This window comes from Natranaeroarchaeum sulfidigenes (assembly GCF_017094485.1).
Taxonomy (GTDB): Archaea; Halobacteriota; Halobacteria; order Halobacteriales; family Natronoarchaeaceae; genus Natranaeroarchaeum; species Natranaeroarchaeum sulfidigenes.
On record NZ_CP064786.1, the window covers coordinates 1,976,068 to 2,000,337 of the forward strand.

General features: G+C 63.6%; 27 protein-coding genes. 20 read left to right on the top strand and 7 right to left on the bottom strand.

The features are described from left to right. Positions 1-2: 2 nt before the first annotated feature. Both AArcS_RS10180 and AArcS_RS10185 read right to left on the bottom strand, forming a co-directional pair. Positions 3-311: a DUF7518 family protein gene (locus AArcS_RS10180; protein ID WP_238477308.1), complete on the bottom strand. Its 309-nt coding sequence runs from the start codon at positions 309-311 to the stop codon at positions 3-5. A gap of 75 nt (positions 312-386) precedes the next feature. Then, on the bottom strand, positions 387-605 hold the full coding sequence (locus tag AArcS_RS10185; RefSeq protein ID WP_238477309.1) for a hypothetical protein: 219 nt from the start codon (positions 603-605) through the stop codon (positions 387-389). A 110-nt stretch (positions 606-715) separates the two neighbouring features. On the opposite strand from AArcS_RS10185, the gene gatB reads away from it, so the two are divergent. From gatB to AArcS_RS10240, 11 genes are all read left to right on the top strand, one after another. Beyond that, positions 716-2,200, top strand: coding sequence for an Asp-tRNA(Asn)/Glu-tRNA(Gln) amidotransferase subunit GatB (gene gatB, locus AArcS_RS10190; RefSeq protein WP_238477310.1), 1,485 nt, complete (start codon positions 716-718; stop codon positions 2,198-2,200). A 104-nt stretch (positions 2,201-2,304) separates the two neighbouring features. Continuing rightward, positions 2,305-2,628: a DdfA family disk-determining factor gene (gene ddfA / locus AArcS_RS10195; protein ID WP_238477311.1), complete on the top strand. Its 324-nt coding sequence runs from the start codon at positions 2,305-2,307 to the stop codon at positions 2,626-2,628. 113 nt (positions 2,629-2,741) lie between these two features. Further along, a complete protein-coding gene (locus AArcS_RS10200; RefSeq protein WP_238477312.1) occupies positions 2,742-5,261 on the top strand; it encodes a DNA topoisomerase I in 2,520 nt (839 codons plus the stop codon). 132 nt (positions 5,262-5,393) lie between these two features. Beyond that, positions 5,394-5,924, top strand: a complete 531-nt coding sequence (locus tag AArcS_RS10205; RefSeq protein WP_238477313.1) for a transcription factor — start codon at positions 5,394-5,396, stop codon at positions 5,922-5,924. After that, complete coding sequence (locus AArcS_RS10210) at positions 5,924-6,592, top strand: DUF2110 family protein (protein ID WP_238477314.1); 669 nt, start codon at positions 5,924-5,926, stop codon at positions 6,590-6,592. The genes AArcS_RS10205 and AArcS_RS10210 overlap by 1 nt, the downstream gene beginning before the upstream one ends. Before the next feature lie 18 nt (positions 6,593-6,610). After that, positions 6,611-7,381 carry a DUF5803 family protein gene (locus AArcS_RS10215; RefSeq protein WP_238477315.1) on the top strand — a complete coding sequence of 257 codons (771 nt, stop codon included), beginning with the start codon at positions 6,611-6,613 and terminating at the stop codon, positions 7,379-7,381. 63 nt (positions 7,382-7,444) lie between these two features. Then, complete coding sequence (locus AArcS_RS10220; protein ID WP_238477316.1) at positions 7,445-9,286, top strand: acyl-CoA dehydrogenase family protein; 1,842 nt, start codon at positions 7,445-7,447, stop codon at positions 9,284-9,286. Between the two features lie 108 nt (positions 9,287-9,394). After that, the gene (locus AArcS_RS10225) at positions 9,395-10,099 is read left to right on the top strand and encodes a competence/damage-inducible protein A (RefSeq protein WP_238477317.1); all 705 of its coding nucleotides are present in this window, start codon (positions 9,395-9,397) and stop codon (positions 10,097-10,099) included. Positions 10,100-10,301: 202 nt separating this feature from the next. Beyond that, on the top strand, positions 10,302-11,117 hold the full coding sequence (locus AArcS_RS10230) for a YihY/virulence factor BrkB family protein (protein WP_238477318.1): 816 nt from the start codon (positions 10,302-10,304) through the stop codon (positions 11,115-11,117). A gap of 73 nt (positions 11,118-11,190) precedes the next feature. Continuing rightward, entirely contained in the window at positions 11,191-12,291 is a 1,101-nt protein-coding gene (locus AArcS_RS10235; protein WP_238477319.1) for an ATP-NAD kinase family protein, read from the top strand. Positions 12,292-12,398: 107 nt separating this feature from the next. Further along, positions 12,399-13,430 (top strand): phosphate signaling complex PhoU family protein, encoded by a 1,032-nt coding sequence (locus AArcS_RS10240; protein WP_238477320.1) that lies wholly within the window; start codon positions 12,399-12,401, stop codon positions 13,428-13,430. Here the strand turns inward: AArcS_RS10240 and AArcS_RS10245 are convergent, their stop codons facing one another. Then, on the bottom strand, positions 13,431-14,411 hold the full coding sequence (locus AArcS_RS10245) for an LEA/WHy family protein (protein WP_238477321.1): 981 nt from the start codon (positions 14,409-14,411) through the stop codon (positions 13,431-13,433). It lies immediately after the preceding gene. Positions 14,412-14,504: 93 nt separating this feature from the next. Between AArcS_RS10245 and AArcS_RS10250 the strand changes: the two genes are divergently transcribed. From AArcS_RS10250 to AArcS_RS10265, 4 genes are read left to right on the top strand one after another with little or no spacing between them, the layout of a single operon-like run. After that, positions 14,505-14,702, top strand: coding sequence for a DUF7525 family protein (locus AArcS_RS10250; protein WP_238477322.1), 198 nt, complete (start codon positions 14,505-14,507; stop codon positions 14,700-14,702). A gap of 46 nt (positions 14,703-14,748) precedes the next feature. Continuing rightward, positions 14,749-14,973 (top strand): DUF7123 family protein, encoded by a 225-nt coding sequence (locus tag AArcS_RS10255; protein WP_238477323.1) that lies wholly within the window; start codon positions 14,749-14,751, stop codon positions 14,971-14,973. Between the two features lie 44 nt (positions 14,974-15,017). Beyond that, positions 15,018-15,452, top strand: a complete 435-nt coding sequence (locus AArcS_RS10260; RefSeq protein WP_238477324.1) for an SRPBCC family protein — start codon at positions 15,018-15,020, stop codon at positions 15,450-15,452. After that, positions 15,449-16,252, top strand: coding sequence for a carbon-nitrogen family hydrolase (locus tag AArcS_RS10265; RefSeq protein ID WP_238477325.1), 804 nt, complete (start codon positions 15,449-15,451; stop codon positions 16,250-16,252). The genes AArcS_RS10260 and AArcS_RS10265 overlap by 4 nt, the downstream gene beginning before the upstream one ends. A 182-nt stretch (positions 16,253-16,434) precedes the next feature. Here AArcS_RS10265 and AArcS_RS10270 read toward each other — a convergent pair whose 3' ends face one another. Beyond that, positions 16,435-17,943 carry an aldehyde dehydrogenase family protein gene (locus AArcS_RS10270; RefSeq protein ID WP_238477326.1) on the bottom strand — a complete coding sequence of 503 codons (1,509 nt, stop codon included), beginning with the start codon at positions 17,941-17,943 and terminating at the stop codon, positions 16,435-16,437. Between the two features lie 87 nt (positions 17,944-18,030). After that, positions 18,031-18,852 (bottom strand): RIO1 family regulatory kinase/ATPase domain-containing protein, encoded by an 822-nt coding sequence (locus AArcS_RS10275; RefSeq protein WP_238477327.1) that lies wholly within the window; start codon positions 18,850-18,852, stop codon positions 18,031-18,033. 100 nt (positions 18,853-18,952) lie between these two features. Here AArcS_RS10275 and AArcS_RS10280 point away from each other — a divergent pair, with 100 nt between their 5' ends. Then, complete coding sequence (locus AArcS_RS10280; RefSeq protein ID WP_238477328.1) at positions 18,953-20,143, top strand: acyl-CoA dehydrogenase family protein; 1,191 nt, start codon at positions 18,953-18,955, stop codon at positions 20,141-20,143. Positions 20,144-20,205: 62 nt separating this feature from the next. Beyond that, positions 20,206-20,799 (top strand): flagellin, encoded by a 594-nt coding sequence (locus AArcS_RS10285; protein ID WP_238477329.1) that lies wholly within the window; start codon positions 20,206-20,208, stop codon positions 20,797-20,799. Here AArcS_RS10285 and AArcS_RS10290 read toward each other — a convergent pair. Continuing rightward, complete coding sequence (locus tag AArcS_RS10290) at positions 20,796-21,965, bottom strand: M24 family metallopeptidase (RefSeq protein ID WP_238477330.1); 1,170 nt, start codon at positions 21,963-21,965, stop codon at positions 20,796-20,798. The two genes, AArcS_RS10285 and AArcS_RS10290, sit on opposite strands and share 4 nt — an antisense overlap. A 66-nt stretch (positions 21,966-22,031) precedes the next feature. Next, the gene (locus AArcS_RS10295) at positions 22,032-22,238 is read right to left on the bottom strand and encodes a hypothetical protein (RefSeq protein WP_238477331.1); all 207 of its coding nucleotides are present in this window, start codon (positions 22,236-22,238) and stop codon (positions 22,032-22,034) included. A gap of 82 nt (positions 22,239-22,320) precedes the next feature. On the opposite strand from AArcS_RS10295, the gene aroA reads away from it, so the two are divergent. The 3 genes from aroA to AArcS_RS10305 are packed head-to-tail and all read left to right on the top strand — an operon-like array spanning position 22,321 to position 24,252. Continuing rightward, complete coding sequence (gene aroA / locus AArcS_RS10300; protein WP_238477332.1) at positions 22,321-23,607, top strand: 3-phosphoshikimate 1-carboxyvinyltransferase; 1,287 nt, start codon at positions 22,321-22,323, stop codon at positions 23,605-23,607. Positions 23,608-23,621: 14 nt separating this feature from the next. Further along, entirely contained in the window at positions 23,622-23,744 is a 123-nt protein-coding gene (locus tag AArcS_RS15855; RefSeq protein ID WP_259372666.1) for a hypothetical protein, read from the top strand. A 58-nt stretch (positions 23,745-23,802) separates the two neighbouring features. Continuing rightward, the gene (locus AArcS_RS10305) at positions 23,803-24,252 is read left to right on the top strand and encodes a hypothetical protein (protein WP_238477333.1); all 450 of its coding nucleotides are present in this window, start codon (positions 23,803-23,805) and stop codon (positions 24,250-24,252) included. Positions 24,253-24,270 lie beyond the last annotated feature (18 nt).

The following is a 24,270-nucleotide window of genomic DNA, read 5'->3' on the forward strand; positions in this document are numbered from 1 at the left end:
AATTAGGCAACGATGATGTCGTCGCCCAGCCCGGAGTCGTCCGGTTCGTCCTCAGCGTTGTCCCCCTCGTCCTTATCGGCTTCGGCTGCGGCCTCCTGTACGTCCTCGGGCGCGGCTTCCCCATCTGATTTCGCTGACGTGCTCTCCCCCGAACGCCCGGAGCCCACCGTTGCGGCCGGTTCGGGATCGACTTCGTTTTCCAGCATTCGGACGCGCTCTTTGGTCTCGACCAGCTCCTCGGTCAGGCCGCGGATCGTCGACTCCAGTTCCGATACCGTCGCTTCGAGTTCTTCGACGCGGTCGTTCGACATATCTATGACACGAACGCTCTGTCCTCATAAATCCACGTCAGACAATGTATGGCTTTCTGATGTGATTCTGTCGCGCTACCAGCCGTCGGCATTGTGCTTTGCCGAGCCGTAGCCGATCATGATCCCGCCGGTGAACACGAACAGGACGATCCAGAGAGCGTGATCGAGTGTGACGTCCTCGGCGAAGTACAGCACGAGCGAGAAGAATCCGATACCGAACAACAGTAGACCGAGCGACTGGAGCTGTACCGGCGACAGGCCGAAGGGGATGTCGGACGGGTTCGAGTCGGACATATCAGTACGGATCGGCTGTCGTTGCAAATAGGTTGTGGATCCCGGTTGCCCCGATTCGGAGCGTATCGCTGTCGTTAGCCTTTAGCGGTCGGCCCCCGAACCGACTTCCAATGAGTGCACAGGCGACCCAGCAGGACGCAGACCTCACCGTCGTAATCGGGCTGGAGGTCCACGTCCAGTTAGAAACCGAGACGAAGATCTTCTGTGGCTGTTCGACCGACGCCGACGAGAGCGAGCCGAACACGAACACCTGTCCCGTCTGTCTGGGGCTCCCCGGCGCACTCCCCGTGTTGAACGAGGGGGCCGTCGAGGCCGCCGTCAAGGTCGGCAAGGCGCTGGATTCGGAGATCCCCGAGGAGACCCGGTTTCACCGGAAGAATTACTTTTATCCTGACTTGCCGAAGAACTTCCAGATCACCCAGTACGACGAACCGATCTGTCAGGGTGGCGAGCTGGAGGTTACCGTCGAGGGCGACCGGCGCGGGATCGGCATCGAGCGCGCCCATCTCGAAGAGGATCCGGGGAGCCTCCAGCACGTCGGCGGCTCGATCGACACGGCTGATTACACGCTTGTCAACTACAACCGTGCTGGCGTTCCACTGCTCGAAATCGTCACGAAGCCGGACTTTCGCAGTCCCGACGAGGTGCGGGCGTTCCTCGCCAAGATGGAGGAAGTACTGGAGTATCTCGGCGTCTTCGACAGCACGCGGGACGGCAGCCTGCGCGTTGACGCCAACATCTCGCTGATCGAGGCAGACAAGCGCGACGGCGAACTGGGCGAGGAGGCGCTTGCAGCCGCAAACCGCACCGAGGTCAAGAACATCTCCAGTCACAAGGGGGCCGAGAAGGCACTCGCCTACGAGGTCACCCGCCAGCGCAACGCGATCCAGCGTGGCCGCGGCGTCGAACAGGAGACCCGCCACTGGGACGAGTCCAGGGGGATCACCGTCTCGATGCGCTCGAAGGAAGAAGAGAAGGATTACCGGTACTTCGAGGAGGCCGACCTCCCGCCGCTGCAGGTTGCCGACTGGAAAGAGCGAATCGACATCCCCGAGCTTCCTGCCGCCCGCCGCGAACGGTTCCGCGAGGAGTACGGCCTCGGCGAGGAAGCGGCGAGCAAGCTCACGTCGACGAAACAGGTCGCTGACTTCTACGAGGACGTTGCCGAGGCGTTCGACCCGGACCTCGCCGCGACGTGGGTCGCCGACAACCTGCTGGGCGAACTCAACTACCGGGACATGGCGATCACGGACGTTGCTGATCGCCTCGACGAGTTCACCCGGCTGGTCGAACTCGTCGACGAGGACGAAATTACGGTCAAAAACGCCGAGGAAATCGTGCTCCGGGAGATGCTCGACGAGGGCGAGGACCCGGACACCGTCGTCGAACGCGAGGGGCTGGAGAAGACAGGTGGGGATGCCGTCGCGTCGGCCGTCGCAGACGCCATCGACGAAAATCCCGACGCAGTCGAGGACTACCACGACGGACAGGACGACGCGCTGAACTTCCTCGTGGGACAGGTGATGGCCGCGACCGGCGGGAGCGCGGATCCGGGGACGGTCAACCAGTTACTCCGCGAGCAGCTGGCGGACTAGGCCCGTCCGGGACGCCAGGATGGGCACTCCTGATGCTGAACACACATGTCTGCAGAAAATAATGAGGGGTGAGGATTCAAGTTGATGGGTACCGGAGGGGGAGTATGGACAAGGAGAGTTTTCACGACCTGTCTACGGAATCCAGTGCGACACTGGACGGGACATCGCTCGCGGCCGAGGGGCCAAAGGCTATTTTCGAACCGGATGGCAGTGGATCGACCGCCGAAGCGGTCGTTTCGCTCGTCGCGGAAACCGGTGACCGCGATCCGCTCGAGCTGCCACCTCTGTACGATGCAGTCGACCCGGAAGCGCTCGACAGGCTCTGTGCACGAACTAGCGACTCCGAACTGCGAGTCTCCTTCGAATATGCGGGCTATACGGTCCTCGTCGAGGGGACTGGGATCGTTCACCTGCTCGACGACGAGTAGCCACCACTCGCGGAAGCCCGACGTTCTCTTGTGGTTCTTGACCCCGAAAGCTTTACCAGCGGTCTGGCTCTACTGCTGACAACGACCGACACGCACTGTCGGGGGTGGTTTGCTTGGAACTGATCATTACCGAAAAGGACAACGCAGCGCGTCGAATCGCCGATATCCTCAGCGGGGGCTCCGCCTCGTCGTCACGCCAGAACGGAGTAAACGTCTATGAGTGGGGAGGAAAGCGATGTATCGGCCTCTCCGGCCACGTCGTTGGGGTCGACTTCCCCGAGGAGTACAGCGACTGGCGCGATGTCGAGCCCGTTGAATTGATCGACGCCGAGGTCGAGAAACGGCCGACACAGGAGTCGATCGTCGCCTCGTTGCGCTCGCTCGCCCGGCAGGCAGACCGCGTCACGATCGCCACTGACTACGACCGCGAGGGCGAGCTGATCGGCAAGGAGGCCTACGAACTCGTCCGCGAGGTCAACGAGTCCGTGTCGATCGACCGCGTGCGCTTTTCCTCGATTACGGACAATGAGGTGCAGAACGCCTTTGCCGAGCCCGAAGAGCTCGATTTCGATCTGGCCGCTGCCGGCGAGGCCCGGCAGGTCATCGATCTGATGTGGGGGGCAGCGCTCACCCGGTTTCTCTCGCTGTCCGCCCGCCAGCTCGGGCAGGATTTCATCTCGGTCGGCCGCGTTCAGTCGCCGACCCTGAAGTTGATCGTCGACCGCGAGCGCGAGATTCAGGCGTTCGATCCCGACACCTACTGGGAGATCTTCGCTGATCTCGACAAGGACGGCTCGGCCTTCGAGTCCCAGTACTTCTATCGCGACGAGGACGGCAACGAGGCCGAACGCGTCTGGGACGAGCCGGTCGCAGAGGCGATCTACGATCGAATCGCCCGCGAGGACGGGGAGGTTACGATAGACAGCGTTTCCCGACGTACCCGTACCGACACGCCACCTGCGCCGTTCGATACGACCCAGTTCATCCGTGCGGCGGGGTCGCTTGGCTACTCCGCACAGCGGGCAATGAGTATCGCCGAGGACCTCTATACCGCGGGCTACATGACCTACCCGCGAACGGACAACACCGTCTACCCCGACGATCTCGATCCCGAGGACCTGCTCGATTCCTTCGTTGGCCACCAGACCTTCGGCGAGGATGCCGAATCGCTGCTCGATCTCGACGGACTCGAACCAACCGAGGGCGACGAGGAGACCACGGACCACCCGCCGATCCACCCGACCGACGAACTCCCGAAACGAGCCGATCTCTCCGAGGACGAGTGGGAGATCTACGAACTGGTTGTCCGGCGCTTTTTCGCCACGCTTGCCGAGGATGCGACGTGGGAGCACCTGAAGGTCGTCTCCGAACTCGACGGTGCAGTCGACGTCTCACTGCCCCATGACACCGAAGCAGTGACGTTCAAGGCCAACGGCAAACGCCTGCTCGAAGCCGGGTATCACGACGTCTACCCGTACTTCAGCACGAACGAGAACTACGTCCCCGACGTTGACGAGGGCGAACAGCTGTCGATCGTCGATACTCGCATCGAAGAAAAGGAAACCCAGCCCCCGCGGCGGTACGGCCAGTCACGGCTCATCGAGACCATGCAGGGGCTTGGGGTCGGTACGAAATCGACCCGCCACCATACGATCGAAAAGCTGTACGATCGCGGCTATATCGAGAACGATCCGCCGCGACCGACACAGCTCGCGATGGCGGTCGTCGAGGCTGCCGAGGAGTACGCAGACCGCGTCGTCAGCAAGGAGATGACGAGCGAGCTCGAAGCCGACATGACCGCCATCGCGGAGGGCGAGGCGACGCTCGACGAGGTGACCGCTGAATCGCGCGAGATGCTCGAACGCGTTTTCGAGGATCTCACTGACTCGCGTGAGGAGATCGGCGACCACCTCCAGCAGTCTCTGAAGGCCGACAAGCGACTCGGCCCCTGTCCCGAATGTGGCAAGGACCTGCTCTTGCGCCGGAGCCGCGGTGGCTCTTCATTCATCGGGTGTGACGGCTATCCCGAGTGTGAGTACACGCTACCACTGCCGAGCACGGGCAAGCCGCTCATCCTCGAAGACGTCTGTGAGGACCACGACCTGAACCACGTCAAGATGCTCGCCGGACGCAGTACGTTCGTCCACGGCTGTCCCCGGTGCAAGGCCGACGAGGCGGGCGAAGGGCCGGCGATCGGGGCATGTCCGGATTGCAATGACGAACACGACGGCGAACTCGTCATCAAGCAGCTCCGAAACGGCTCCCGGCTCGTCGGCTGTACCCGCTATCCCGACTGTGACTACTCGTTACCGCTCCCCCGGCGGGGCGAGATCGAGGTAACCGACGAGCGCTGTGACGAACACGACCTGCCCGAGTTGCTCGTCCACAACGACGACGAGCCCTGGGAGCTGGGCTGTCCGATCTGCAACTACCGCGAGTATCAGGCCCGCGAGAGCGACTCTGGAACCGATCTGGAAGCGCTCGATGGCCTCGGCGCGAAGACCGCAGAGAAGCTCGCCGCAGCGGGTATCGAGAGCATCGACGACCTGACCGGCGCGGAGGCCGACGACGTGGCGGGCGACGTCGACGGCGTCAGCGCGGATCGGATCCGGAAGTGGCAGGCCGAAGCCTGATAGTGTGTACTCTCGCCAATTACCGGTGCTCGCCGGACCCGTTACGGGCGAGCACCGGTCCACAGTGAGAGTACACGCTATGAGCCGCCGAGGACAGCACTTTTAAACGCACGGCACCTTTCACCGACAACAATGGCTTTTGAGGAGCTCCTCGAGGATCCCGTCATCCAGAAGTACCTACACGAGCTCGTCGGTCCGAAGGGAATGCCGGTCGCGGCGGCCCCTCCGGACGGCGAGGTAACCGACGAGGAACTGGCCGAGGAACTCGACATGGAACTCAACGACGTCCGCCGGGCGCTGTTCATCCTCTACGAGAACGACCTGGCGACGTATCGACGACTCCGTGATGAGGATTCCGGCTGGCTAACCTATCTATGGACCTTCGAGTACGACAAGATCCCCGAGAATCTAGAAGAGGAGATGCACCGGTTGTACGAGGCGCTGGACGAGCGGCGGGAGTACGAGCGCAACCACGAGTTCTACCTCTGTGAGGTCTGTTCGATCCGCTTCGAGTTCGGTGAAGCAATGGACTTTGGCTTCGAGTGTCCCGAGTGTGGCTCGCCTGTCGAGGCGATGGAGAACACCCACCTCGTCGACGCGATGGACCGGCGACTGGAGAACCTGCGGGACGAACTGAATCTCGACAGCGAGGTCGAGGCCTGATGGTCGTCCTCGCAACGAAACTGTACATCGGCGGCGACGCGCGCGACCGCGCACAGGACTCGCTGCGCTCGCTCGTGAACAACGATATCGGCGATCTCGACGTCGAGTTCGACATCGGGATCCGCCACGACGACTTCCCCTCGGTTACGATCGAGGGACCGGACGCCGTGGCGGCCCGGAACGTCCTCTCCGAGGAGTGGGGAGCGATCACCGACCAGTTCGAGTCCGGGGAGACCTACGTCGGCACCCTCGAAGGCTGGTCAGAGGAGGGGTTCGTCCTCGACGCTGGCCGTGAGATTCTGGTCCCGGCGTCGGAACTCGGCCTCGGGCCCGGCAACCCCGCACAGATCGTCGAGCGCTTCGGCGTCGTCCAGCACATCCCCATGCGCTTTGTCTACGACGAGTCGTCACCGCGGCTCGCCGACGAAGAGATCGACCGCCTCTACGAGTGGACCCGAGGCGACGGCCGCGTCACCGTCAACAGCGCGACCCGCGCCGAAGTCCGGGCGACGGTCAACCGCGCGGGACACGCACAGGACATCATCACCGTCGAACGACTGGGGCTGCTCGAACAGAGCATCGTCTGTCCCGAATCGACGGACCCGCCGGGACTGGTCGCAAGCATCGGGAGTTATCTGCCCGCCGAAATCCGGGCCGTCGTCCCCTGACCGCCCGCCTTCCACCACATGAACACGCGTCTGCTCGTCGCCACCGTGGCCGTCGCCGTCCTCGCCGTTACCGCCGGGTGTCTCGGCGGCGGCATCTCCGACGAACAGCTCGACGAAGAGGCGGAATACGACTGGGAGACCGAGGAAGACGTCGTGATCGATATCTACGAGCCCGGCGGCTTCATCAGCGACACCGAGTATCGCGCGGTTTACAACGTCACCGGGCAGGATCGCCTGACGCTGTACCAGCGCGGTATCACGACCGATAGCCCGGTCCAGATCCGCGCGGTCCAGTACCGATCGGCCGACGGTGAGTTCATCAACGGCTCCGAACTCGACGTGGAGTACGGCGACGACAGCACCGTCGTCCACCTTCCGGACGATGGTGAGGGACAGCTCGCCTTCTCGTCCAGCACCCAGTCGAAGCAGCTGAGCCAGCCCGCCTACGTCGAGGGGTCCTACCGTGTCATCCTCCCCGAGGGCTACGCGGCGAGTGACTTCCTGCTCGGCCATATCAGTCCACGGAGCGGTGAGAGCCAGGAGATCGACGGACGTACCCACATCGTCTGGGATTCCGTCTCCTCTTCGATCTCGGTGCAGTTCTATCTCGAACGTAACCAGCTCTTCTTCTGGGGAGGAGCCGCCGCATTTTCGCTGGTCGCGCTCGGGGGCTACGTCTACTGGAAACGCCAGATAGAGGCGATACAGGAGAAACGCGAGGAGATGGGCTTAAACGTCGAACAGCCCGACGAGTTCGACGACGACGAGCCGCCGCCGGGGATGGGATAGCGCGACCCCCCCACGGCCACCACGTCGGACACTGTTATTATCGTTCGTTAACAATACTGGCGCATGACCGACGGATACGATTACAGCGAGTACGACCGGGGGCGTGGTGTCAACTACTGGCAACTCGACCGGACGCTTCGGCGTGAACTGGCGCGCGTCTACGAGGACAACGAGTTCGAGTGGGCCGAACCCCGGCTCTCCGGCTTTGGCGCGGCATCGGGTCACGTCATCGCGGATACCGCGGACTACGTCGACAACCACGGCCCGGAACTGCGCACCCACGACAGGTACGGCAGCCTGTGCAATCGCGTCGAGTACGTCACAGAGCAGTTCGAGAACGAGCGACTGGCATACGGATCGGGTGTCGTCGCCGACGTCTTCCGCGCTCCGCCGGGCCGCTCCGATCCGATGCCGATGAGCCACAACCTCGGTCTGCTCTATCTCCTCTCCTACAGCGATCCAGGGCTCGCCTGTCCGGTCGCGATGACCGGCGGCGCGGCGCTGGTGCTCGAACGGTTCGACGACGGCGAGCTCGACGAGTACTTCGCGGCGCTGACCAGCCGCGAGTACGACGAACTGATCGAGGGAGCTATGTTTCTCACGGAGGAACAGGGCGGCAGTGATGTTGGGGCGACCGAGACGACGGCCACATACGACGACCGGGCTGACTGCTGGCGGCTCACCGGCGAGAAGTGGTTCTGTTCCAACATCGACGCCGAGGGGACGCTCGCGCTCGCTCGCACCGAGGACGCACCCGAGGGGACGGCGGGACTTTCGATGTTTCTCGTCCCGCACGGCGACCCCGACGAGGGCGTCCTGACCAAGGAGCGCCGCGCCGAGAGGTCGGACGCCACAGTCGACGACGGGCTGAACGACCAGCGCTACCGGCGATTGAAGGACAAGCTCGGTACGATCAGCGTACCGACGGGTGAGGTCGAGTTCGAGGACACGAAGGCGTATCTCGTGGGCGAGGCTGAAAACGGGTTCAAGCAGATGGTACAGATGCTCAACCTCGAACGGCTCTCGAACGCCGCGGCGGCCTGCGGGATCATGGGCCGTGTCCTGTTAGAGAGCAAAGTGAAGGCGGCGAACCGCGAGGCCTTTGGCGAGACGATCGACCAGTACCCGCTGATGCGCGAGGATCTCGTCGACATGGCTGTCGATCACGAGGCGGCGACCGCGTTTACGTTCGAGACGGCGCGGCTGTTCTCGGAACACGTCGCCGCGGAGCGGGCGGGTGAGTCGGCCGACGACGCCTACCGGCTCATGCGTCTGCTGACGCCGATCGCAAAGCTCCGAACCGGCCGGATGGCGGTCGACACAGCCTCCTACGGGATGGAAATCCAGGGCGGCAACGGCTACGTCAACGAGTTCGTCACCCACCGACTGCTCCGGGACGCGCAGGTCCTGCCGATCTGGGAGGGGACCGAGAACATACTCTCGCTGGACGTCCTGCGCGCGTTGGATCGGGAAGACGCGCTCGATCCCTTCGCCGTGGCCGTCCAGGAGCGCCTCGACAGCGTCACCCATCCGGCACTTGCCGAGGCCGTCGAGGCGGTGACCGACGAGTTCCACGACCTCACCGCGGCGGCAGCCACGCTCGCCACGGAGGACGCCGAGTACGCAGAGCTCTCGGCCAAACGATTCGCCCACTATGTCTTCGATGTGTTCACCGCGAGTCTGCTCCTCGCGGAAGCCCAGAACGAGATCGAATCGGGTGATGGCCGTCTGGCGCTAGTCGCTCGACGGTTCGTCGACCGAAAGCTGACGCCACGGGAGGCCCGTGGGATTACGAACGGTGACCGGTTCGCAGTCGAGCAGTTCGAGCCGATTGTTCGTTTCGAGACTGTCGATCCGACGGACATTGGACCGGGGACAGAGCCACAGACAGCGGCCGACGACTAATTTCAAATAGTATAGTATTTCACTACAGTATTCGAAGTATTGTGCCCTTCCGGTCAACTCCGAACGACTCCCGGCGCGTTTTTATTCTCGACGCCGTAACACGTCGGTATGCACGTCGCGCTGGTCAACGTCGGCGATGAGATACTGACAGGTGATACGACGAACACGAACGCCACCTGGATCTGCGCGCGTCTCAACGAGCGCGGCGTCGACGTCGAGCGGATAACCGTCGTCCCGGATCGGGTCGGCGAGATCGCTCGCGTGGTCAACGAGTACCGCGTCGAGTACGACGCAGTCATCGTCACTGGGGGGCTCGGACCGACTCACGACGACATGACGATGGAGGCCGTTGCCGCGGCCTACGGCCGGGACGTGGAGTCCAGCGAGGAAGCACTGGAATGGATCGTCGAGGAGGGGGGCTACGCCCGCGACGACCTCACCGAGGGGACGAGCCATATCCCCGCAGGAGCGCGCCCGCTTCACAACGAAGTCGGTGTGGCACCGGGCTGTGTCGTCGACGACGAGGTGTACGTCCTGCCGGGCGTCCCCGCGGAGATGAAGGGGATGTTCGAGTCCATCGCCGCCGAGTTCGTCGGCGAGGACCGGTACGCCGAGACCGTCCCGATCGACGAACCCGAAAGCGCCCTGCTCGATCGGATCGAGGAGCTACGCGAGCGATTCGACGTCGGTGTCGGCGTCTACCCCGGCGAGTACGTCCGGATCAAGCTGACGGGCACCGACATCGCTGCAGTCGAGTCGGCGGCCGGGTGGCTCCGCGAGCGCGTCGACGTTCGAGTCGAAGAAACCGAGTAGCGAGCTACCGATACAGGAAGAACAGCCACGCGAGCGTGAGCAGGATACTTCCGCCGAGGACGACGAGACTGACTTCCCACATTGGCAGTGCGGTTTCGAGAGGCATCAGGTTCATAGGCTCGTGTTTCCAGCGTGGTCTCTTAAACTTTGAGAAGCGTTCTGCGGCCTTTAGTTTACTATGCGATGAGCACGTACGGGACCTATGAACGCGCAGGCGACCGCACGGACCGTGATCGATCGTGTGAGCGAGGACAACGTCACGTTTCTGGCCGCCAGTATCGCCTATTACGCCTTCTTTTCGATCGTCCCGTTACTGCTGTTGACGCTCTCGATCGGTTCACTCGTCGGTGGCGAGGCCTTCGCCGAGCGGATCGTCGCGGTGGTCGAGCAGCATCTCTCCTCGTCTGGCGAAGAACTCGTCAGCGATGCCGTCGCGAACCCACAGGGTCGGGCAGGGGCGTCGATCGTCGGCCTGCTCGGGCTGACCTGGTCGGCGATCAAGGTGATCCGCGCGGTCGATATGGCGTTCGACCGGATCTACGAACCGGACGTGATGACCTCCCTGCCGCGCCAGATCCGGAACGGGATAACAGTCCTCCTGCTGGTCGGGCTGGGGGTCGTCATCATGGTCGGCGTGGGGACGCTCATCCGTCGGCCGACTGTCGTCGATCTTCCGTTCATCGACGTATTCGGCTGGCTCACCCTGATTCTCGGCCTGATAGTCGTCTTTCTGCCGCTGTACTACGTGATGCCGCCCACAGAGATGACCGTCCGGCGGGCACTGCCCGGCACTGTCGTGGCTGCCGTCGGCTGGATCGGCCTGCAGATCGGTTTCCAGATCTACACTGCCTATGCCGCGAACTTCGAGGCCTACGGGCTGCTCGGCGGCGTCTTGCTCTTCCTGACGTGGCTGTACTTCGGGGCGATCCTGATTCTGCTTGGTGCGATCGTGAACGCTGTCCTCGGCGAAAAGGCGATGCCAACGGTCGAGACTGAGTCCGCAGCAGTCGCCGAGTGACCGATAGCTGGTTGATAGCTGTCCGGGACACCCGACAGCCGTCCTTTTATTGGTCGCCACGCTATGTCGGGATATGCGTCGTATCGGCGTCGTCGTGAATCCGGTTGCCGGGATGGGTGGTCGGGTCGGACTCAAGGGAACCGACGGAAAAGTCGAGGTAGCAATCGGACGCGGAGCCGAGCCGCGGGCGTTCGATCGGGCAGTCACGGCGCTCGACGCGCTCGCACGTCACGACCCGGCAGTCGAACTGCTCGCCGCAGGCGGTGTGATGGGGGTCGACGCGGTAAGTGAGGTAGGGCTCGAACCGGTCGTTGTGACCGATCCGGCGGGAAGCGCTCCCGGAGAGACGAGCGCCGAAGACACCCACGAAGCGGTTCGAGCGTTCGTCGACCGGGAGGTCGACCTCGTGCTGTTCGTCGGCGGCGACGGCACCGCAGTCGACGTGGCGAACGCCCTCGACGAGGCAGACGTCGAGACGCCCATGCTCGGCGTCCCCGCGGGCGTCAAGGTCTACTCGTCGGTGTTCGGCGTGACGCCGCGCGACGCGGGTCGAATAGCGGCGACGTTCGACCGCGTCGAGGAGCGAGAAATAAACGACATCGACGAGGACGCCTACCGGGGCGGCGAGGTCGAAACCGAGTTACGCGCTGTGCGACCCGTGCCAGTCGCCGACGAACTGCAGGCGAGCAAACAGATCGGCGGGGGCAGCGTCGAAACACTTGCAGCCGGGTTTGCGGACTCGGTCACGCCCGGGACTACCTACGTTCTCGGCCCCGGGAGTACGGTCGGCGCGATCAAGCGGGAGCTGGGTTTTGCGGGATCCCCACTTGGCGTCGACGTCTGGCGGGCAACGGCGACCGAGGACGGCCCTGCGGGGGAGTTGCTGGTTGCGGACGCAAGCGAAGCCGAGATCCTCGAGGCGCTGGGCGAACAAAACGTTGCTGTCGTCTCCCCGATCGGCGGTCAGGGGTTCGTGTTCGGCCGTGGCAACGATCAGATCTCGCCCGCCGTCCTCGAACGGTGTGACGTCGAAATCGTGGCCTCAAAGGCAAAACTGGACGAACTGGACGTCCTCCGTATCGATACGGGTGACGAGGAGACGGACGAGACCCTCAGCGGGTGGACGAAGGTCCGCGTGGGACGGTTCGAGCAGCGGATGATGCGGATTCGGTGAGCATGGCACCCGGGACAATATAATGACTCGCGGTTGAATATTAGGGGTTGTTCTCAGGAGACCAGAATATGGATAAGACTAAGGTACTCACCACGTTACATGGGGGCATGGAAACACGAAAAGTCCAGCGGCTCGGGCCGTCCACGCTCGCGATGACCCTGCCCGCCGAGTGGGCGTCCGCCCACGACGTCGAGAAGGGTGACGAGGTGTCCCTGCGGATGAGCGGGAAAGGAACGTTGACAGTGCTCTCGGAGTCGGCGAATACCGACGACTCGGAGGCGATCATCAGAGCCGACGATCTCGACGCCGACGCCGTCGAACGCGCGATCGTGGCCCAGTACGTACTCGGCCGACGCGTCATCCGGATCGATCAGACCGAGGGCGCGCTGTCGAGCGACCACATCAACGCCGTGTATCGTGCCGAAACGCAGCTGATGGGCCTTGGCGTGATCGAGGAAACGCCCGAGAGTATCGCGATCCGGTGTTCGGTCGATCCCGAGGACTTCACGCTCGATAACCTGCTGGAACGGCTCGAATCGACCGGCTCGACCATGCGCGGTGAGGCCGTGAAGGCGCTCGCTCATGGCAACCCGGACCTCGCCCAGCGTGCGCTGAACCGCGAGCGGCAGGCGAACAAGATCTTCGTCCTCCTCCTTCGCCTGATCTTCACCTCGTATCAGAACCCCAACCTTGCCAGGGCCGTTGGCCTCAGTGATGGCTTCCCGCTGATCGGCTACCGGTCGATCGCGAAGAACCTCGAACTGACCGCGGACAACGCCGAGGACATCGCGGAGATCGTCATGGAGACCGACGACCACTCGCTGCACGTTGACAGCGATACCGTCCGGCGGATCCGCGAGTTCACCGACGACGTCGACGAGCTAACCAAACTCGCCGTCGAAAGCGCGGTCGAACGCGATTACGACAAGACGATCGAGGCACGCAAGCGCTTCCACGAGATCGGCGACCGCGAACAGGAGATCCTCTCCGACCTTCCCGAGATGGACAACGAGGACCTCCTGCAGGTCCGGGAAGTGCTCGTCAGTCTGAAACAGACCGCCGAACACGCGATGCGAAACGCCGAGATCGCAGCGAACCTCGCGCTCAACGAGGAGTCCGAGCACACGACGATCAAATAGCTACTCCTCGCTGCCGAAAATATCCGTTTCGATGGTCTCCTCGTGATCGAGCGCTTCCACGGGCACCCGGAACGTCTCCCCGCCCACCTCGACGGTGAGCCAGAACTGCATCTCCAGCTCGGTCGTCTGTTCGTTCTCCAGATGTGTCACCCACCACTCGTCGAGGCTGTCGTTGTCGATCGCGGTGACTGTCTCGACGGTCTCCTCGGCGTCGGGTGCAATGACGTACTCGCGCTCTGTCGAGCCACCCCCGACCACCACGTCGTTCATCGTGATCTCATACTCTAGCTGTGTGACGGTCAGAGGTACGGGCTGGGGGTTGTACGCGACAAAATCGAGCTCCATCGGCGTCGCCTTCTCGGAGACGTCGCCCCACTCACCGCTCGTCTCGTTGATATAGAACAGGGGATCGGAGACCTCCGTGAGCAGTCCCAGTTCCGCGTCGTCGTCCGGGCTCACCGGCTGGGGTTCCTCGGAGTCGAACTCGTCGATCAGATCAGTTTCGACTTCCCGATCGTACTGATACGACGCGGTGCGGCTGAACCGGTCGTGGGTGATATCGGTGTCGACGACCATCTCGCTTCGCTCGCCACGGTCGATGTGGCTCGCCCACCACGGCGGAATCGCCTGGTTGTCCATCTCCGTCGTCAGATCGACGGTCGTGTTCCCGGTTCCGACCTCGACGCCCTCGCGCTCGCCTTCTGCGAGTTCGACGTCGTTCATCGAGACGGTGTACGCGACCGTCGCGTCGCCGAAGCTGATTCCGACCGGGTTCGGGTTGTCGATTATCAGCTCCGTTTCGATCTCCGTGGTCGAGTCGTCGACCGCGCCGAACTGGTTGTTTACCTCGGCGATTCCGGGGACACCGATGACTCCCAGTCCCGCTGCGAGACCGACTGTTCCGACGAAGCCCACCAGCACGACTCCCGCTATTTTCAGCTTGCTGCCGAGGAAGATTGCTTTGAGCGCGCCGAGTGACATCTATCTGCCAGCCTCGGCAGCGACGCATAAAAATCCGTCGTGGTGCTGTGGCGTCTGGCAAGAGCTAAGTTTCCCCCGGAAAAACCTCGGTATATGACTACACAGTCGGCCCAGCCGACGGACAAGGGAACCGGATATGCGGTACTGTTCGGCGTGCTCGCAACGATCAGCGCAGCAGTGATGTACGTCGGAGCGACCTCGCTCGCTCCCCAGATGGTCGGGGCTGTCGGGTTCGCCTCGGTACTCGTTTTCGGCGCGCTGGCGATCCTCGCGCTTCACGTCTACAGCTAGTGCCTCGAAAACAGTTAAGCGCGTAGGCTCCCTACCGCGCGACAGGATGACCGAATATACGGAGGAAGAGCGACGTATCGTCGCATACTTGCGGGAGAGCGCCTCCGGAGGAGAGGGGTATTTTCGAGCGAAAGAGGTCGCTGAATCGCTAGGACTGACGGCAAAACAGGTCGGTGCACGGCTTCCCACGCTGGCCGAAAAGGCAGATGAGGTAGACATCGAGAAGTGGGGACGCTCGCGCTCGACGACGTGGAAAGTGACGCTCAGTTAAACCGTTCCAGCGGATTTTTACCCGCGTAGTCGTCAGGGTAGTACATGACTGTCCGGGTGGAGCGAACGTTCGAGTTGCCCGTACCGCCGGAACGCGTCTGGGAGTTCATCGTCGACCCGGAGCAACGAGCCCGCTCGATAAGCGTCGTCTCGGATTTCGCGCTCGACGACGAAGACGGCCGGAAAGCGACGTGGAAAGTCGACCTGCCGATCCCGCTCGTGAACCGGACGGCGAGCGTCGATACCGAGGATGTCCACCGTGATCCGCCCGCGTACGTGAAGTTCGTCGGTCGCTCGAAACTCATGCGGGTCACGGGTGAACACGAAATAGAGGCGACCGAGACGGGAAGTCGGCTCACCAATCGCTTCGTCGTCGACGGACGGCTACCCGGTGTCGAGCGCTACTTCGAGGCGAACCTCGACGACGAGCTCGCCAATCTGGAAGCGGCGATCCGTGCCGACACGACAACCAGCCCATGAAGCTCGCGCTGGCTCAGATCGAGATCGAAGCCGCGGCCATCGAGGGGAACCGCCGTCGTGCCGAAAGCGCCATCGAACGGGCGGCGAGCCAGGGTGCCGATCTCGTGGCGCTACCCGAGATTTTCAACGTGGGGTACTTCGCGTTCGACGTCTACGAACGGTACGCGGAGCCGCTCGGTGGGGAAACGCTGACACGGATCGCCGACATGGCGGTCGATCACGGGATTGCCGTGATCGCTGGAAGTATCGTCGAGGATCTGGCAGCGACCGAGACGGCATCGACGCCAGCCGAGTCCGGGCTCGCCAACACGACCGTGTTCTTCGACCAGGAGGGCGAACGGCAGGGGATCTATCGCAAACGCCACCTCTTTGGCTACGACTCCGCGGAGGCCGATCTCCTGGTGCCCGGGGAGCGTGACACCGTTGTCGAGTTCAAGGGATTTAGCGTCGGGATGACGACCTGTTATGACCTGCGGTTTCCCGAACAGTTCCGGCGGCTCACCGAGGCGGGCGCGACGCTCGTGGTCGTGCCCAGCGCGTGGCCGTATCCGCGAGTGGAACACTGGGAGACGCTCTCGCGTGCCCGTGCGATCGAAAACCAGCAGTACATCGCCACGATCAACGGCGCGGGCTCCTTCGACGATGCGACGCTTCTCGGTCGCTCGACGGTGTACGATCCGTGGGGAACGACGCTTGCGTCCTCTGATGATGATCCCGCGCTGGTAATCGCCGAGCTCGACCCGAGTACCGTCGAGCGCGTGCGGGAGGAGTTCCCCGCCCTCCGGGATCGACGCCAGTGACGGAACCGTAGATTTATACGGCGTTGACCCAAAAGACTGTTGCTGGCAGCACGACGCTTTTCACGTCGCGCCAGCAATCAACGCTCGTCGCGCTCGACCCGTCCACGCCGGGGCCATCCTAGGTGGCTCCGGTACTACGGCCTCGACTCCACCCCTCTCACTTTCGAGACCGCCAGCCCCGGCTACTCCTCGCTCGTTTTGATGTCCGCCGAGAGCCCCTGTGCCATCTCGATCCCTTTGCTATTGTTCAGCGTCCATGCAGTCCGATCGGTCACCGACTCGATCACCTCGCGGGCGCTCGGTGATCCCGTGCCCGACTTCTTTACCCCGCCGAAGGGGAGCTGGACCTCCGCGCCGATACATGGAAGGTTGGCGTACGCAAGCCCGACTTCCGCTCGATCCCGGTAGTAGTTTAGCTCTCGGTAGTCCTCAGAGACGATCGCTCCGGCGAGTCCGTAGGGCACTTCGTTGTGGATCTCCAGTGCGCGCTCGATGTCGCCCTCGTACTCGATCAGGGCGACGTGCGGGCCGAACACTTCCTCGCGAAGACACCGGTGGTCCGGACTGTATCCGATCTCGTAGACGAACGGCCCGACCCAGTGGCCGTCCGTGTCGGGCACCGCATCGGCGTCCAGTTCGGCCCGGTCGACGAGGACTGTCGCGCCCTCCTCGCGGGCCAGCTCGTTATACCGGGCGAACTTCTCGACCTGCTCGTCGTCCACGAGTGGCCCCATGAAGGTCGATTCGTCGAGGGGATCCCCGACAGTGACATCCTCGGCGAGTTCCACGAATCTCGACCTGAACTCGTCGTAGACGTCGGTATGAACGATCAGGCGTTCGCTGGAGACACAGCGCTGCCCGGTCGTCTTGAAACTCGACATGACAGCACTGTGGACCGCGATTTCGAGGTCTGCCTGATCGGTGATCACGATGGCGTTTTTCCCACCCATCTCGCAGGCCGCCGTCTTCCCCGGCTCGCCGCCGACCTGATCCGAAATCTCGTGGCCAACCTCCGCCGATCCGGTGAACAGCACGGTGTTCACGCGGTCGTCATCGACGATCGCCGCGCCAGCGTCACCGAAGCCCTGGACCATGTTGAATACGCCCTCGGGAATCCCGCTGTCCTCGACCATCTCCGCGATGATCTGTCCACACCACGGGGTCTGTTCGGCGGGCTTCCAGACGACGGTATTGCCCTCCACGAGCGTCACGGCCATGTGCCAGAAGGGGATCGCGACCGGGAAGTTCCACGGTGTGATACAGCCGACGACGCCCCGCGGCTTGCGCCGCATGTAGGCGTCCTTCGAGCCGATCTCGCTCGGTACTACGTCTCCGTGTGGATGTCGGGCGTTGCCCGCCGCCCACTCGACCATGTGTGCGGCCTCGACGACGTCTGCTCGCCCCTCGCTGATCTCTTTGCCACACTCCCGGGTGACGATTTCGCCGAGTTCGTCGGTGCGCTCGCGCAACTCGTGATAGATCTCCCAGAGGTACTCGGCACGGTCGACGTAGGAGAGCGCGCGCCACTCCTCGAACGCGTCGTCGGCCGCGGCGACGGCCTCATCGACTTCTCGCCCGGTCCCGCGGTAGAACTCGGCGAGGGTGTCGCCGGTTGCGGGATCGGTACTCTCGAAGGTCTCTGATCCGTTCCCGTCGATCCATTCGCCGCCGATGTAGTGGCCATATGTCATGGTCGAACCTGATTGAAGTTGATCGTCAACCGTGAAAAAACCATCTCTGCGGAGAGTAGTTAGACGTGTGTATGAGAATATGCGGCTTTACTGCCCGGTCGTGGTTCTCGGTGCGTCAGCCGCTTTCTCGATCTCGCCTTTTACCTGCATGGCGTCGAAGTCGTGATCGGGGCGCAGTTTGACGAAATCGAGGAACTCCCGGGCGGCAAGCAGGTCCTCGACGGAGTTGTGCGAAAGCGCGTGCTCGACTGCGGCCTCGGCGTCGATAGCTGGCGCGAGGACTGCCAGCGCGCAGGCCAGATCGTAGGCACGTGCGCCGTCCATCCCGTCCTCGCGCACGCTGGTCGCGTCGATGAAGTAGAGTTCGCCGTCGACGACGAGCACGTTCTCGGCTCGTAGGTCGCCGTGTGCCAACCCGTGGTCGTGCATCCGGGCGAGGGCCTCGAACAGCTCGTCGGTGTAGGAAAGCTTCTCCATGGGCGAGAGATCACCGAGCGTTCGGAAGTCATCGAGATACTCCAGCACGACAACGCCGAACTGCTCGTACTCGAAGACACCAACCGGCTCGGGCGTGTTGAGTCCGATCTCTCCCATCCGCTCGTTGGCGTCGAGTTCGTGACGACCCATCTCGACGGGGCCGTCAAATCGCTCGAAAAAGCCCGCCGTCCCGCTGGAGAACGCGCCGATGTTGCGCGCGCCGGTCAGCACGGCGTGGACGAACGCGTTCTGTGGCGTGATGATCTTCACGAACCACTGCTCGTCGACGATCAGCGGCGTCGACAGCCAGTTATCCGCCTCCAGAAACTCGATACGCACCGACTCCTCGTCGGCGCGATCGGCGAGTTCACGGCCGACACCCTCCAGATCAGACCAGTCGACCGTTCCCCGGACGAGACCACGCAGATCCATTATTGCTGGCAAGGTCGGCGATGCTTAAAATTCTCCCGGCGAACGGATTCGTACATGATCGTTCGTCGTATTTATGCCCCATCCCGCTCTACCTCGTGGTATGGACTTTCGGATCCCCGACGAACACCGGATGATGCGCGAGGCCGTCCGGGACGTTTGCGAGGCCGAGATCGAGCCGATCGCCCAGGAGATCGAGGACGAGCATCGGTTTCCCACGGAGGTCTTCGACGAACTGGCCGCGCTCGACGTCATGGGGGTCCCGGTGAGCGAGGAGTACGGCGGGCTCGGTGGGGATCAGCTCATGTACGCGCTGATCGTCGAGGAACTGGGTCGGGTGTCGGGTGCAGTGGGCCTCTCCTATGCGGCCCACGTCAGCCTCGCCTCGAAGCCTATCGAGGCGTTCGGAACGGACGAGCAGAAAGAACGGTGGCTCCGCCCGCTGGCTGAAGGCGAGCATATGGGTGGATGGGCGCTCACCGAACCGTCGAGCGGAAGCGACGCGAGCGATATGGAGACGACCGCCGAGACGGACACCGCCGAGCAAGGCTCGGCGAGCTCTGCGCCGGAAGCGACGCAGAACGGCGACGAATGGGTGTTAAACGGCACCAAGCAGTTCATCACGAACGCCAACGTCGCCGGATCGATCCTGGTCAAAGCGGTCACCGAGCCAGACGCCGGCTACGACGGCATCTCGACGTTCATCGTCGATCCCGAGAACGACGAAGGGTTCGAGGTAACGGCGGTCTGGGACAAGATGGGGCTGAACGCCTCGCCGACCTGCGAGATTCAGCTCGACGACGTGCGCCTGCCGGCTGATCGCTTGCTCGGCGAGCCGGGCGAGGGCTGGGAGCAAACGAAAGCCACGCTCGACGGTGGGCGCATCTCCATCGCGGCGCTCTCGGTCGGGCTGGCACAGGGAGCGTACGAGGCCGCGAAATCGTACGCGAAAGAGCGCGAGCAGTTCGGCCAGCCCATCTCGAAGTTCGACGCGATCCGGAACAAGCTCGTTGCGATGGACCGGAATATCGAGCGGTCGCGACTCCTGACCCACAAAGCGGCCTGGATGTACGACCAGGGCGAAGACGTGACGAAGGCGAGTTCGCTGGCGAAACTCGACGCCAGCGAGACGGCCCGCGAGGTCGCCGAGGAGGCCGTCCAGACCCTCGGCGGCTACGGCTACACCAGCGATTTCGCGCCCCAGCGGTTCTATCGCGACGCCAAACTGATGGAGATCGGCGAGGGGACGAGCGAGATACAGGAACTGGTGATCGGTCGGGAGCTTGGACTGTAGTACCTCTTTGATTAGGTTTCTATCTTTAGGCCTGCGGGGATGTAGCGTCTTCAGAGAGCGGAGTGAACGCAGCCACCGACCAGCGCGGGCAGGTCGGCGTCGAGACCCTGATCGTCTTCATCGCGATGATCCTCGTCGCCGCCATCGCCGCCACGATGATGATCACGACGGTTAGCTCCCTGCAGAGCACCGCCGAAACCAGCAGTCAGGACTCGCAGGATCAGGTGACCAACCAGCTACTGATACTGAGTGCAACCGGCAGGGTCGATACGAGCACGGCCGAGCCACGCATCGACCGGGTCCAACTGAGCGTGATGCCCGCACCGGGGGCGAGTGAGATCGATCTATCGGGGGCCTCGGTCGAGTATATCGGGAGCAACGGCGTCCGGAACTACAGCTACGAGGCCGCCTACGGCGACTCCTTCGAGGTGATCGCAACGGCGGATCCGGACGGAACTGCGCCGGTACTCACGTCCAGAGACGACCGGTACACGATCGCGTTCGATCTGGATGCCGGTGACCGCGATACCACGCTGGCGACGGGCGAGAGCGCGACCCTGCGGATCGTGGGCGCGTCGGGTGCGGAGACGACCTGGATCGTCACCGCGCCCCACTCGCTGGACCGGGCCGACGATGGGGACGTCGTCGAACTCTAGAGTTCTAGCTCTTTGGGGTAGTCGGTAAGGTTCTCGTGGCCGTCCTCGGTGACGACGACGAGATCCTCGATGCGGATCCCGCCGACGTCGGGATCGTAGAGACCGGGTTCGATGGTGATGATCTGGCCAGCCTGTAGCTCGCCGCCCGTCGGGTTCAGCCGTGGGAGCTCGTGGACGTCCAGTCCGATCCCGTGGCCGGTCCCGTGGATGAAGCCCGTCTCCGTGGATGGATCGTCCCTGAGCGTCGCGTAGCCCGCGTCCTCGTAGACGTCACAGACCGCATCGTGGACATCCGCGCCAGTCGCCCCGGCTTCGACGGCGTCGAGCGCGGCCTGATGGGCTTCGTGCGTGATCTCGTAGCGTGCGCGGAGTTCGTCGCTTGCAGTCCCACGAACGAACGTGCGGGTCATGTCGGCGTGATAGCCGCTCTCCTTGTCTCGCGGGAAGATGTCGATCACGATCGCTTCGTCCGTTTCGAGCGGCCCGCTCCCGCGGTCGTGGGGATCTGCGCCGTCAGCGCCGCAGGCGACGATAGTCTCGTCGAGGGCACAGCCCTGCCGCAGTAGCTCGATCTCGATCGCCTCCTTGACGCGCTCGCCCGTCAGCACGTCACCGTCGTGGACCAGATCGCCGTCCTCTATCGTCGCGCCGCGGATCAGCTCCTCGGCGCGGGCCATCGCGGCCTCGTTGGAGCGCTGGGCCGCCCGGACGTGTTCGATCTCCTCGTCGGTCTTGACCGAGCGAATCTCGGTAATTACGCCCTCGGACTCGACGGAGACGTCGATGCCGTGGTCGCGCAGACCGTCGGCGGTCCCGGTCGGGAACCGCTCGGGGACGAGCACCGACTCGACGTCGTGATCGGCGAGGAAGGCGGCAATCGTCGCCAGCCGGGCCGCTCGTGGGCCATCCTCGGCAGCGCGCTCCTGATAGTCGAAGTCGGCGAGGCGGGCAACCGACTCCGCGCGGCTCTCGGAGACGGCACGGCCGTACTCCAGCCCCGAGACGAGCAGGTGTGCACCGGCCCCATCGTACAGGGCAATGTAGGGATCCGGTGCGTCGAAGCCACAGACGTACGTCTGGTCGGAGTCATCGTGGCCATCGAAGAGGTAGCCGTCAGCGCCGCGGTCGTCGATGGTGTCTGCGAGTTCTGAGAGATCGGGTTCCATACGGTACGGTCGGGACCCGGTGAGTATATAACTCGGGGACTCACCGGAGCCAGTCGGACCGTTTTTTTACTCGTCTCTCTCCTCGGTACGCTCCGACAGCTCCCGGAGCTTTGCGGCGGCGTCGTCGCTCCCTTCCGTTCGCACCTCCGTGACGTTCTCCGGATCGAGACCGCTCGGCTTCGAGGCCTTTCCGGCGTCCTCTGCCGTCTCCGATAGCTCGTCGGGGTCGGAGCCGCTACCGAACCACGATCGCAGTCGATCGAGTAGTCCCATACTCACGTCTGTGGCTGCGATCAACTTCGATGTTCGGATGCCTTCCGGTACTGTGATACCGCTCCCGTTCGTGGGGGCGGGTATGAACGTCGAAATCACGCCCTCGACCGTCAGCGGGCGGGCGAAGGCACCACCGTCGAAGAGCTACACACACCGTGCAGTGCTGGCCGCCGGGTACGCCGACGGCGCGCTGGTCCACGACCCGCTCGATAGCGCCGATATCCGGGCGACCCGTCGTGCCGTCGAGGCGTTCGGTGGTGACGTGACCGAGACCGATGGAACACTCGACGTGGTGGGGTTCGACGGTCGGCCCGAGGTGCCCGACGACGTGATCGACTGCGGAAACAGCGGGACGACGACGCGGCTCGTCACCGCGACCGCGGCACTCGCGGATGGCATCACCGTGCTCACGGGCGACGCGTCCCTTAGATCTCGCCCCCACGGTCCGCTGCTCGACGCGATTGGTCAACTGGGAGGCAGCGCACGCAGCACCCGTGGGAACGGGCAGGCCCCGCTCGTCATCGAGGGGCCAGTTTCGGGCGGGACCGTCTCGATTCCGGGCGACGTCTCCTCGCAGTTCATCTCCGCGCTGCTGTTTGCCGGTGCGGTGACCGACGAGGGGATCGATATCGAGCTCGAAACCGAACTCAAATCCTCGCCCTACGTCGATATTACCACCGAGCTGATGGCGGCGTACGGCGTCGACGCCGAGCGGACTGACACGGGATTCTCCGTCGCTGGGGGGCAGTCCTACGCCCCCGCGGGCGGCGAGTACTCGGTGCCCGGCGACTTCTCGTCGATGTCCTATCTCCTTGCGATGGGCGCAGTGGCTGGCGAGGACGCCGTCGAGGTACAGGGCGCACAGCCGAGCGCGCAGGGTGACAGCGCCATCGTCGGGATTCTTGAGGATATGGGCGCGGCGATCGACTGGGATCAGGACGGGGGCGTCATCACTGTCGAGCGAAGCGATCTTGCCGGGACCACGGTCGATGTCGGCGACACGCCCGATCTCCTGCCGACGATCGCGACCCTGGGTGCGATTGCGGATGGTGATACCCGAATCGAGAACTGCGAGCACGTCCGGTACAAGGAGACCGATCGCGTGAGCGCAATGGCCGAGGAACTCGGAAAGATGGGCGCAGCGGTGACGGAAGAACACGACGTGCTGACGATCCACGGCGGCGAGACCGACCTCTCCGGCGCGACGGTCGACGGCTGTGACGACCACCGGATCATCATGTCGCTTGCCGTGGCAGGACTCGTGGCTGACGGCCAGACGACGGTTACTGGCGCAGAGCACGTCGACGTCTCGTTCCCCGACTTCTTCGACGTGCTGGCGGGGCTCGGTGGTGGCGTACAGCAAGTGTAGGCGGGTTGGTAGGGATGACCGAGTCACCAATCACCGACGAAGACGAGGCTACCGGGCGTCCTGAGCGTGTCCGCCTGTTCGCTCGTCGGTTCCGTGCGGAGTACGACGAGTTGTACGAGAAGTTAGCAAACGAGTAACGCGTCGACACGACCGATCTCCGATATACTTTTTGTCCAACATCTGTCACTGTGGCGTATGGAAGATGCCGCAGTGCAGTTCGAGGACGATTCGGAATCGGGCATCGAAATCAACGAGCGCATGTTCACACTGATCGGGGCGGCAGGGGCAGTGATGAACCTCGTCGCGTTCAGTGCGGTCGGCTATCTCGCGCTGGAGAGTGTCGCCTACGGCGTGATCGCCGGGGTCTTCGGTAGTGTCGGCTCGTATCTGTTCTTGCCGTGGTTCATGGGGATTTCGGCGGTACAGGAACAGGTCGAGGAGGAGATCGGATTTACGGAAGCGAGCCGTCACGTGCCCGCGAGCGCGCAGCTGGGCGTGCTCGGGGCGGGGCTCGAAGTCGGCTCGATCGTCGCGATCGGGGTCGGTCTCTCGCTTGCCGAACCGGACCCGCTGATCGGCGCAGGGGCTGCCATCGCGGCGACGCTCGTGATCTACCTCGTCGGGTCGACGCTGCTGGACGTCTAGATCGCGGTCCCCCGCGTC

What these genes read in the sequence shown, in the direction of transcription:
- AArcS_RS10180 (WP_238477308.1), bottom strand. Translation starts at nt 311, where the DNA reads ATGTCGAACGACCGCGTCGAAGAACTCGAAGCGACGGTATCGGAACTG.
- AArcS_RS10185 (WP_238477309.1), bottom strand. Translation starts at nt 605, where the DNA reads ATGTCCGACTCGAACCCGTCCGACATCCCCTTCGGCCTGTCGCCGGTA.
- gatB (WP_238477310.1), top strand. Translation starts at nt 716, where the DNA reads ATGAGTGCACAGGCGACCCAGCAGGACGCAGACCTCACCGTCGTAATC.
- ddfA (WP_238477311.1), top strand. Translation starts at nt 2,305, where the DNA reads ATGGACAAGGAGAGTTTTCACGACCTGTCTACGGAATCCAGTGCGACA.
- AArcS_RS10205 (WP_238477313.1), top strand. Translation starts at nt 5,394, where the DNA reads ATGGCTTTTGAGGAGCTCCTCGAGGATCCCGTCATCCAGAAGTACCTA.
- AArcS_RS10210 (WP_238477314.1), top strand. Translation starts at nt 5,924, where the DNA reads ATGGTCGTCCTCGCAACGAAACTGTACATCGGCGGCGACGCGCGCGAC.
- AArcS_RS10215 (WP_238477315.1), top strand. Translation starts at nt 6,611, where the DNA reads ATGAACACGCGTCTGCTCGTCGCCACCGTGGCCGTCGCCGTCCTCGCC.
- AArcS_RS10220 (WP_238477316.1), top strand. Translation starts at nt 7,445, where the DNA reads ATGACCGACGGATACGATTACAGCGAGTACGACCGGGGGCGTGGTGTC.
- AArcS_RS10225 (WP_238477317.1), top strand. Translation starts at nt 9,395, where the DNA reads ATGCACGTCGCGCTGGTCAACGTCGGCGATGAGATACTGACAGGTGAT.
- AArcS_RS10230 (WP_238477318.1), top strand. Translation starts at nt 10,302, where the DNA reads ATGAACGCGCAGGCGACCGCACGGACCGTGATCGATCGTGTGAGCGAG.
- AArcS_RS10235 (WP_238477319.1), top strand. Translation starts at nt 11,191, where the DNA reads ATGCGTCGTATCGGCGTCGTCGTGAATCCGGTTGCCGGGATGGGTGGT.
- AArcS_RS10240 (WP_238477320.1), top strand. Translation starts at nt 12,399, where the DNA reads ATGGAAACACGAAAAGTCCAGCGGCTCGGGCCGTCCACGCTCGCGATG.
- AArcS_RS10245 (WP_238477321.1), bottom strand. Translation starts at nt 14,411, where the DNA reads ATGTCACTCGGCGCGCTCAAAGCAATCTTCCTCGGCAGCAAGCTGAAA.
- AArcS_RS10250 (WP_238477322.1), top strand. Translation starts at nt 14,505, where the DNA reads ATGACTACACAGTCGGCCCAGCCGACGGACAAGGGAACCGGATATGCG.
- AArcS_RS10255 (WP_238477323.1), top strand. Translation starts at nt 14,749, where the DNA reads ATGACCGAATATACGGAGGAAGAGCGACGTATCGTCGCATACTTGCGG.
- AArcS_RS10260 (WP_238477324.1), top strand. Translation starts at nt 15,018, where the DNA reads ATGACTGTCCGGGTGGAGCGAACGTTCGAGTTGCCCGTACCGCCGGAA.
- AArcS_RS10265 (WP_238477325.1), top strand. Translation starts at nt 15,449, where the DNA reads ATGAAGCTCGCGCTGGCTCAGATCGAGATCGAAGCCGCGGCCATCGAG.
- AArcS_RS10270 (WP_238477326.1), bottom strand. Translation starts at nt 17,943, where the DNA reads ATGACATATGGCCACTACATCGGCGGCGAATGGATCGACGGGAACGGA.
- AArcS_RS10275 (WP_238477327.1), bottom strand. Translation starts at nt 18,852, where the DNA reads ATGGATCTGCGTGGTCTCGTCCGGGGAACGGTCGACTGGTCTGATCTG.
- AArcS_RS10280 (WP_238477328.1), top strand. Translation starts at nt 18,953, where the DNA reads ATGGACTTTCGGATCCCCGACGAACACCGGATGATGCGCGAGGCCGTC.
- AArcS_RS10290 (WP_238477330.1), bottom strand. Translation starts at nt 21,965, where the DNA reads ATGGAACCCGATCTCTCAGAACTCGCAGACACCATCGACGACCGCGGC.
- AArcS_RS10295 (WP_238477331.1), bottom strand. Translation starts at nt 22,238, where the DNA reads ATGGGACTACTCGATCGACTGCGATCGTGGTTCGGTAGCGGCTCCGAC.
- aroA (WP_238477332.1), top strand. Translation starts at nt 22,321, where the DNA reads ATGAACGTCGAAATCACGCCCTCGACCGTCAGCGGGCGGGCGAAGGCA.
- AArcS_RS15855 (WP_259372666.1), top strand. Translation starts at nt 23,622, where the DNA reads ATGACCGAGTCACCAATCACCGACGAAGACGAGGCTACCGGGCGTCCT.
- AArcS_RS10305 (WP_238477333.1), top strand. Translation starts at nt 23,803, where the DNA reads ATGGAAGATGCCGCAGTGCAGTTCGAGGACGATTCGGAATCGGGCATC.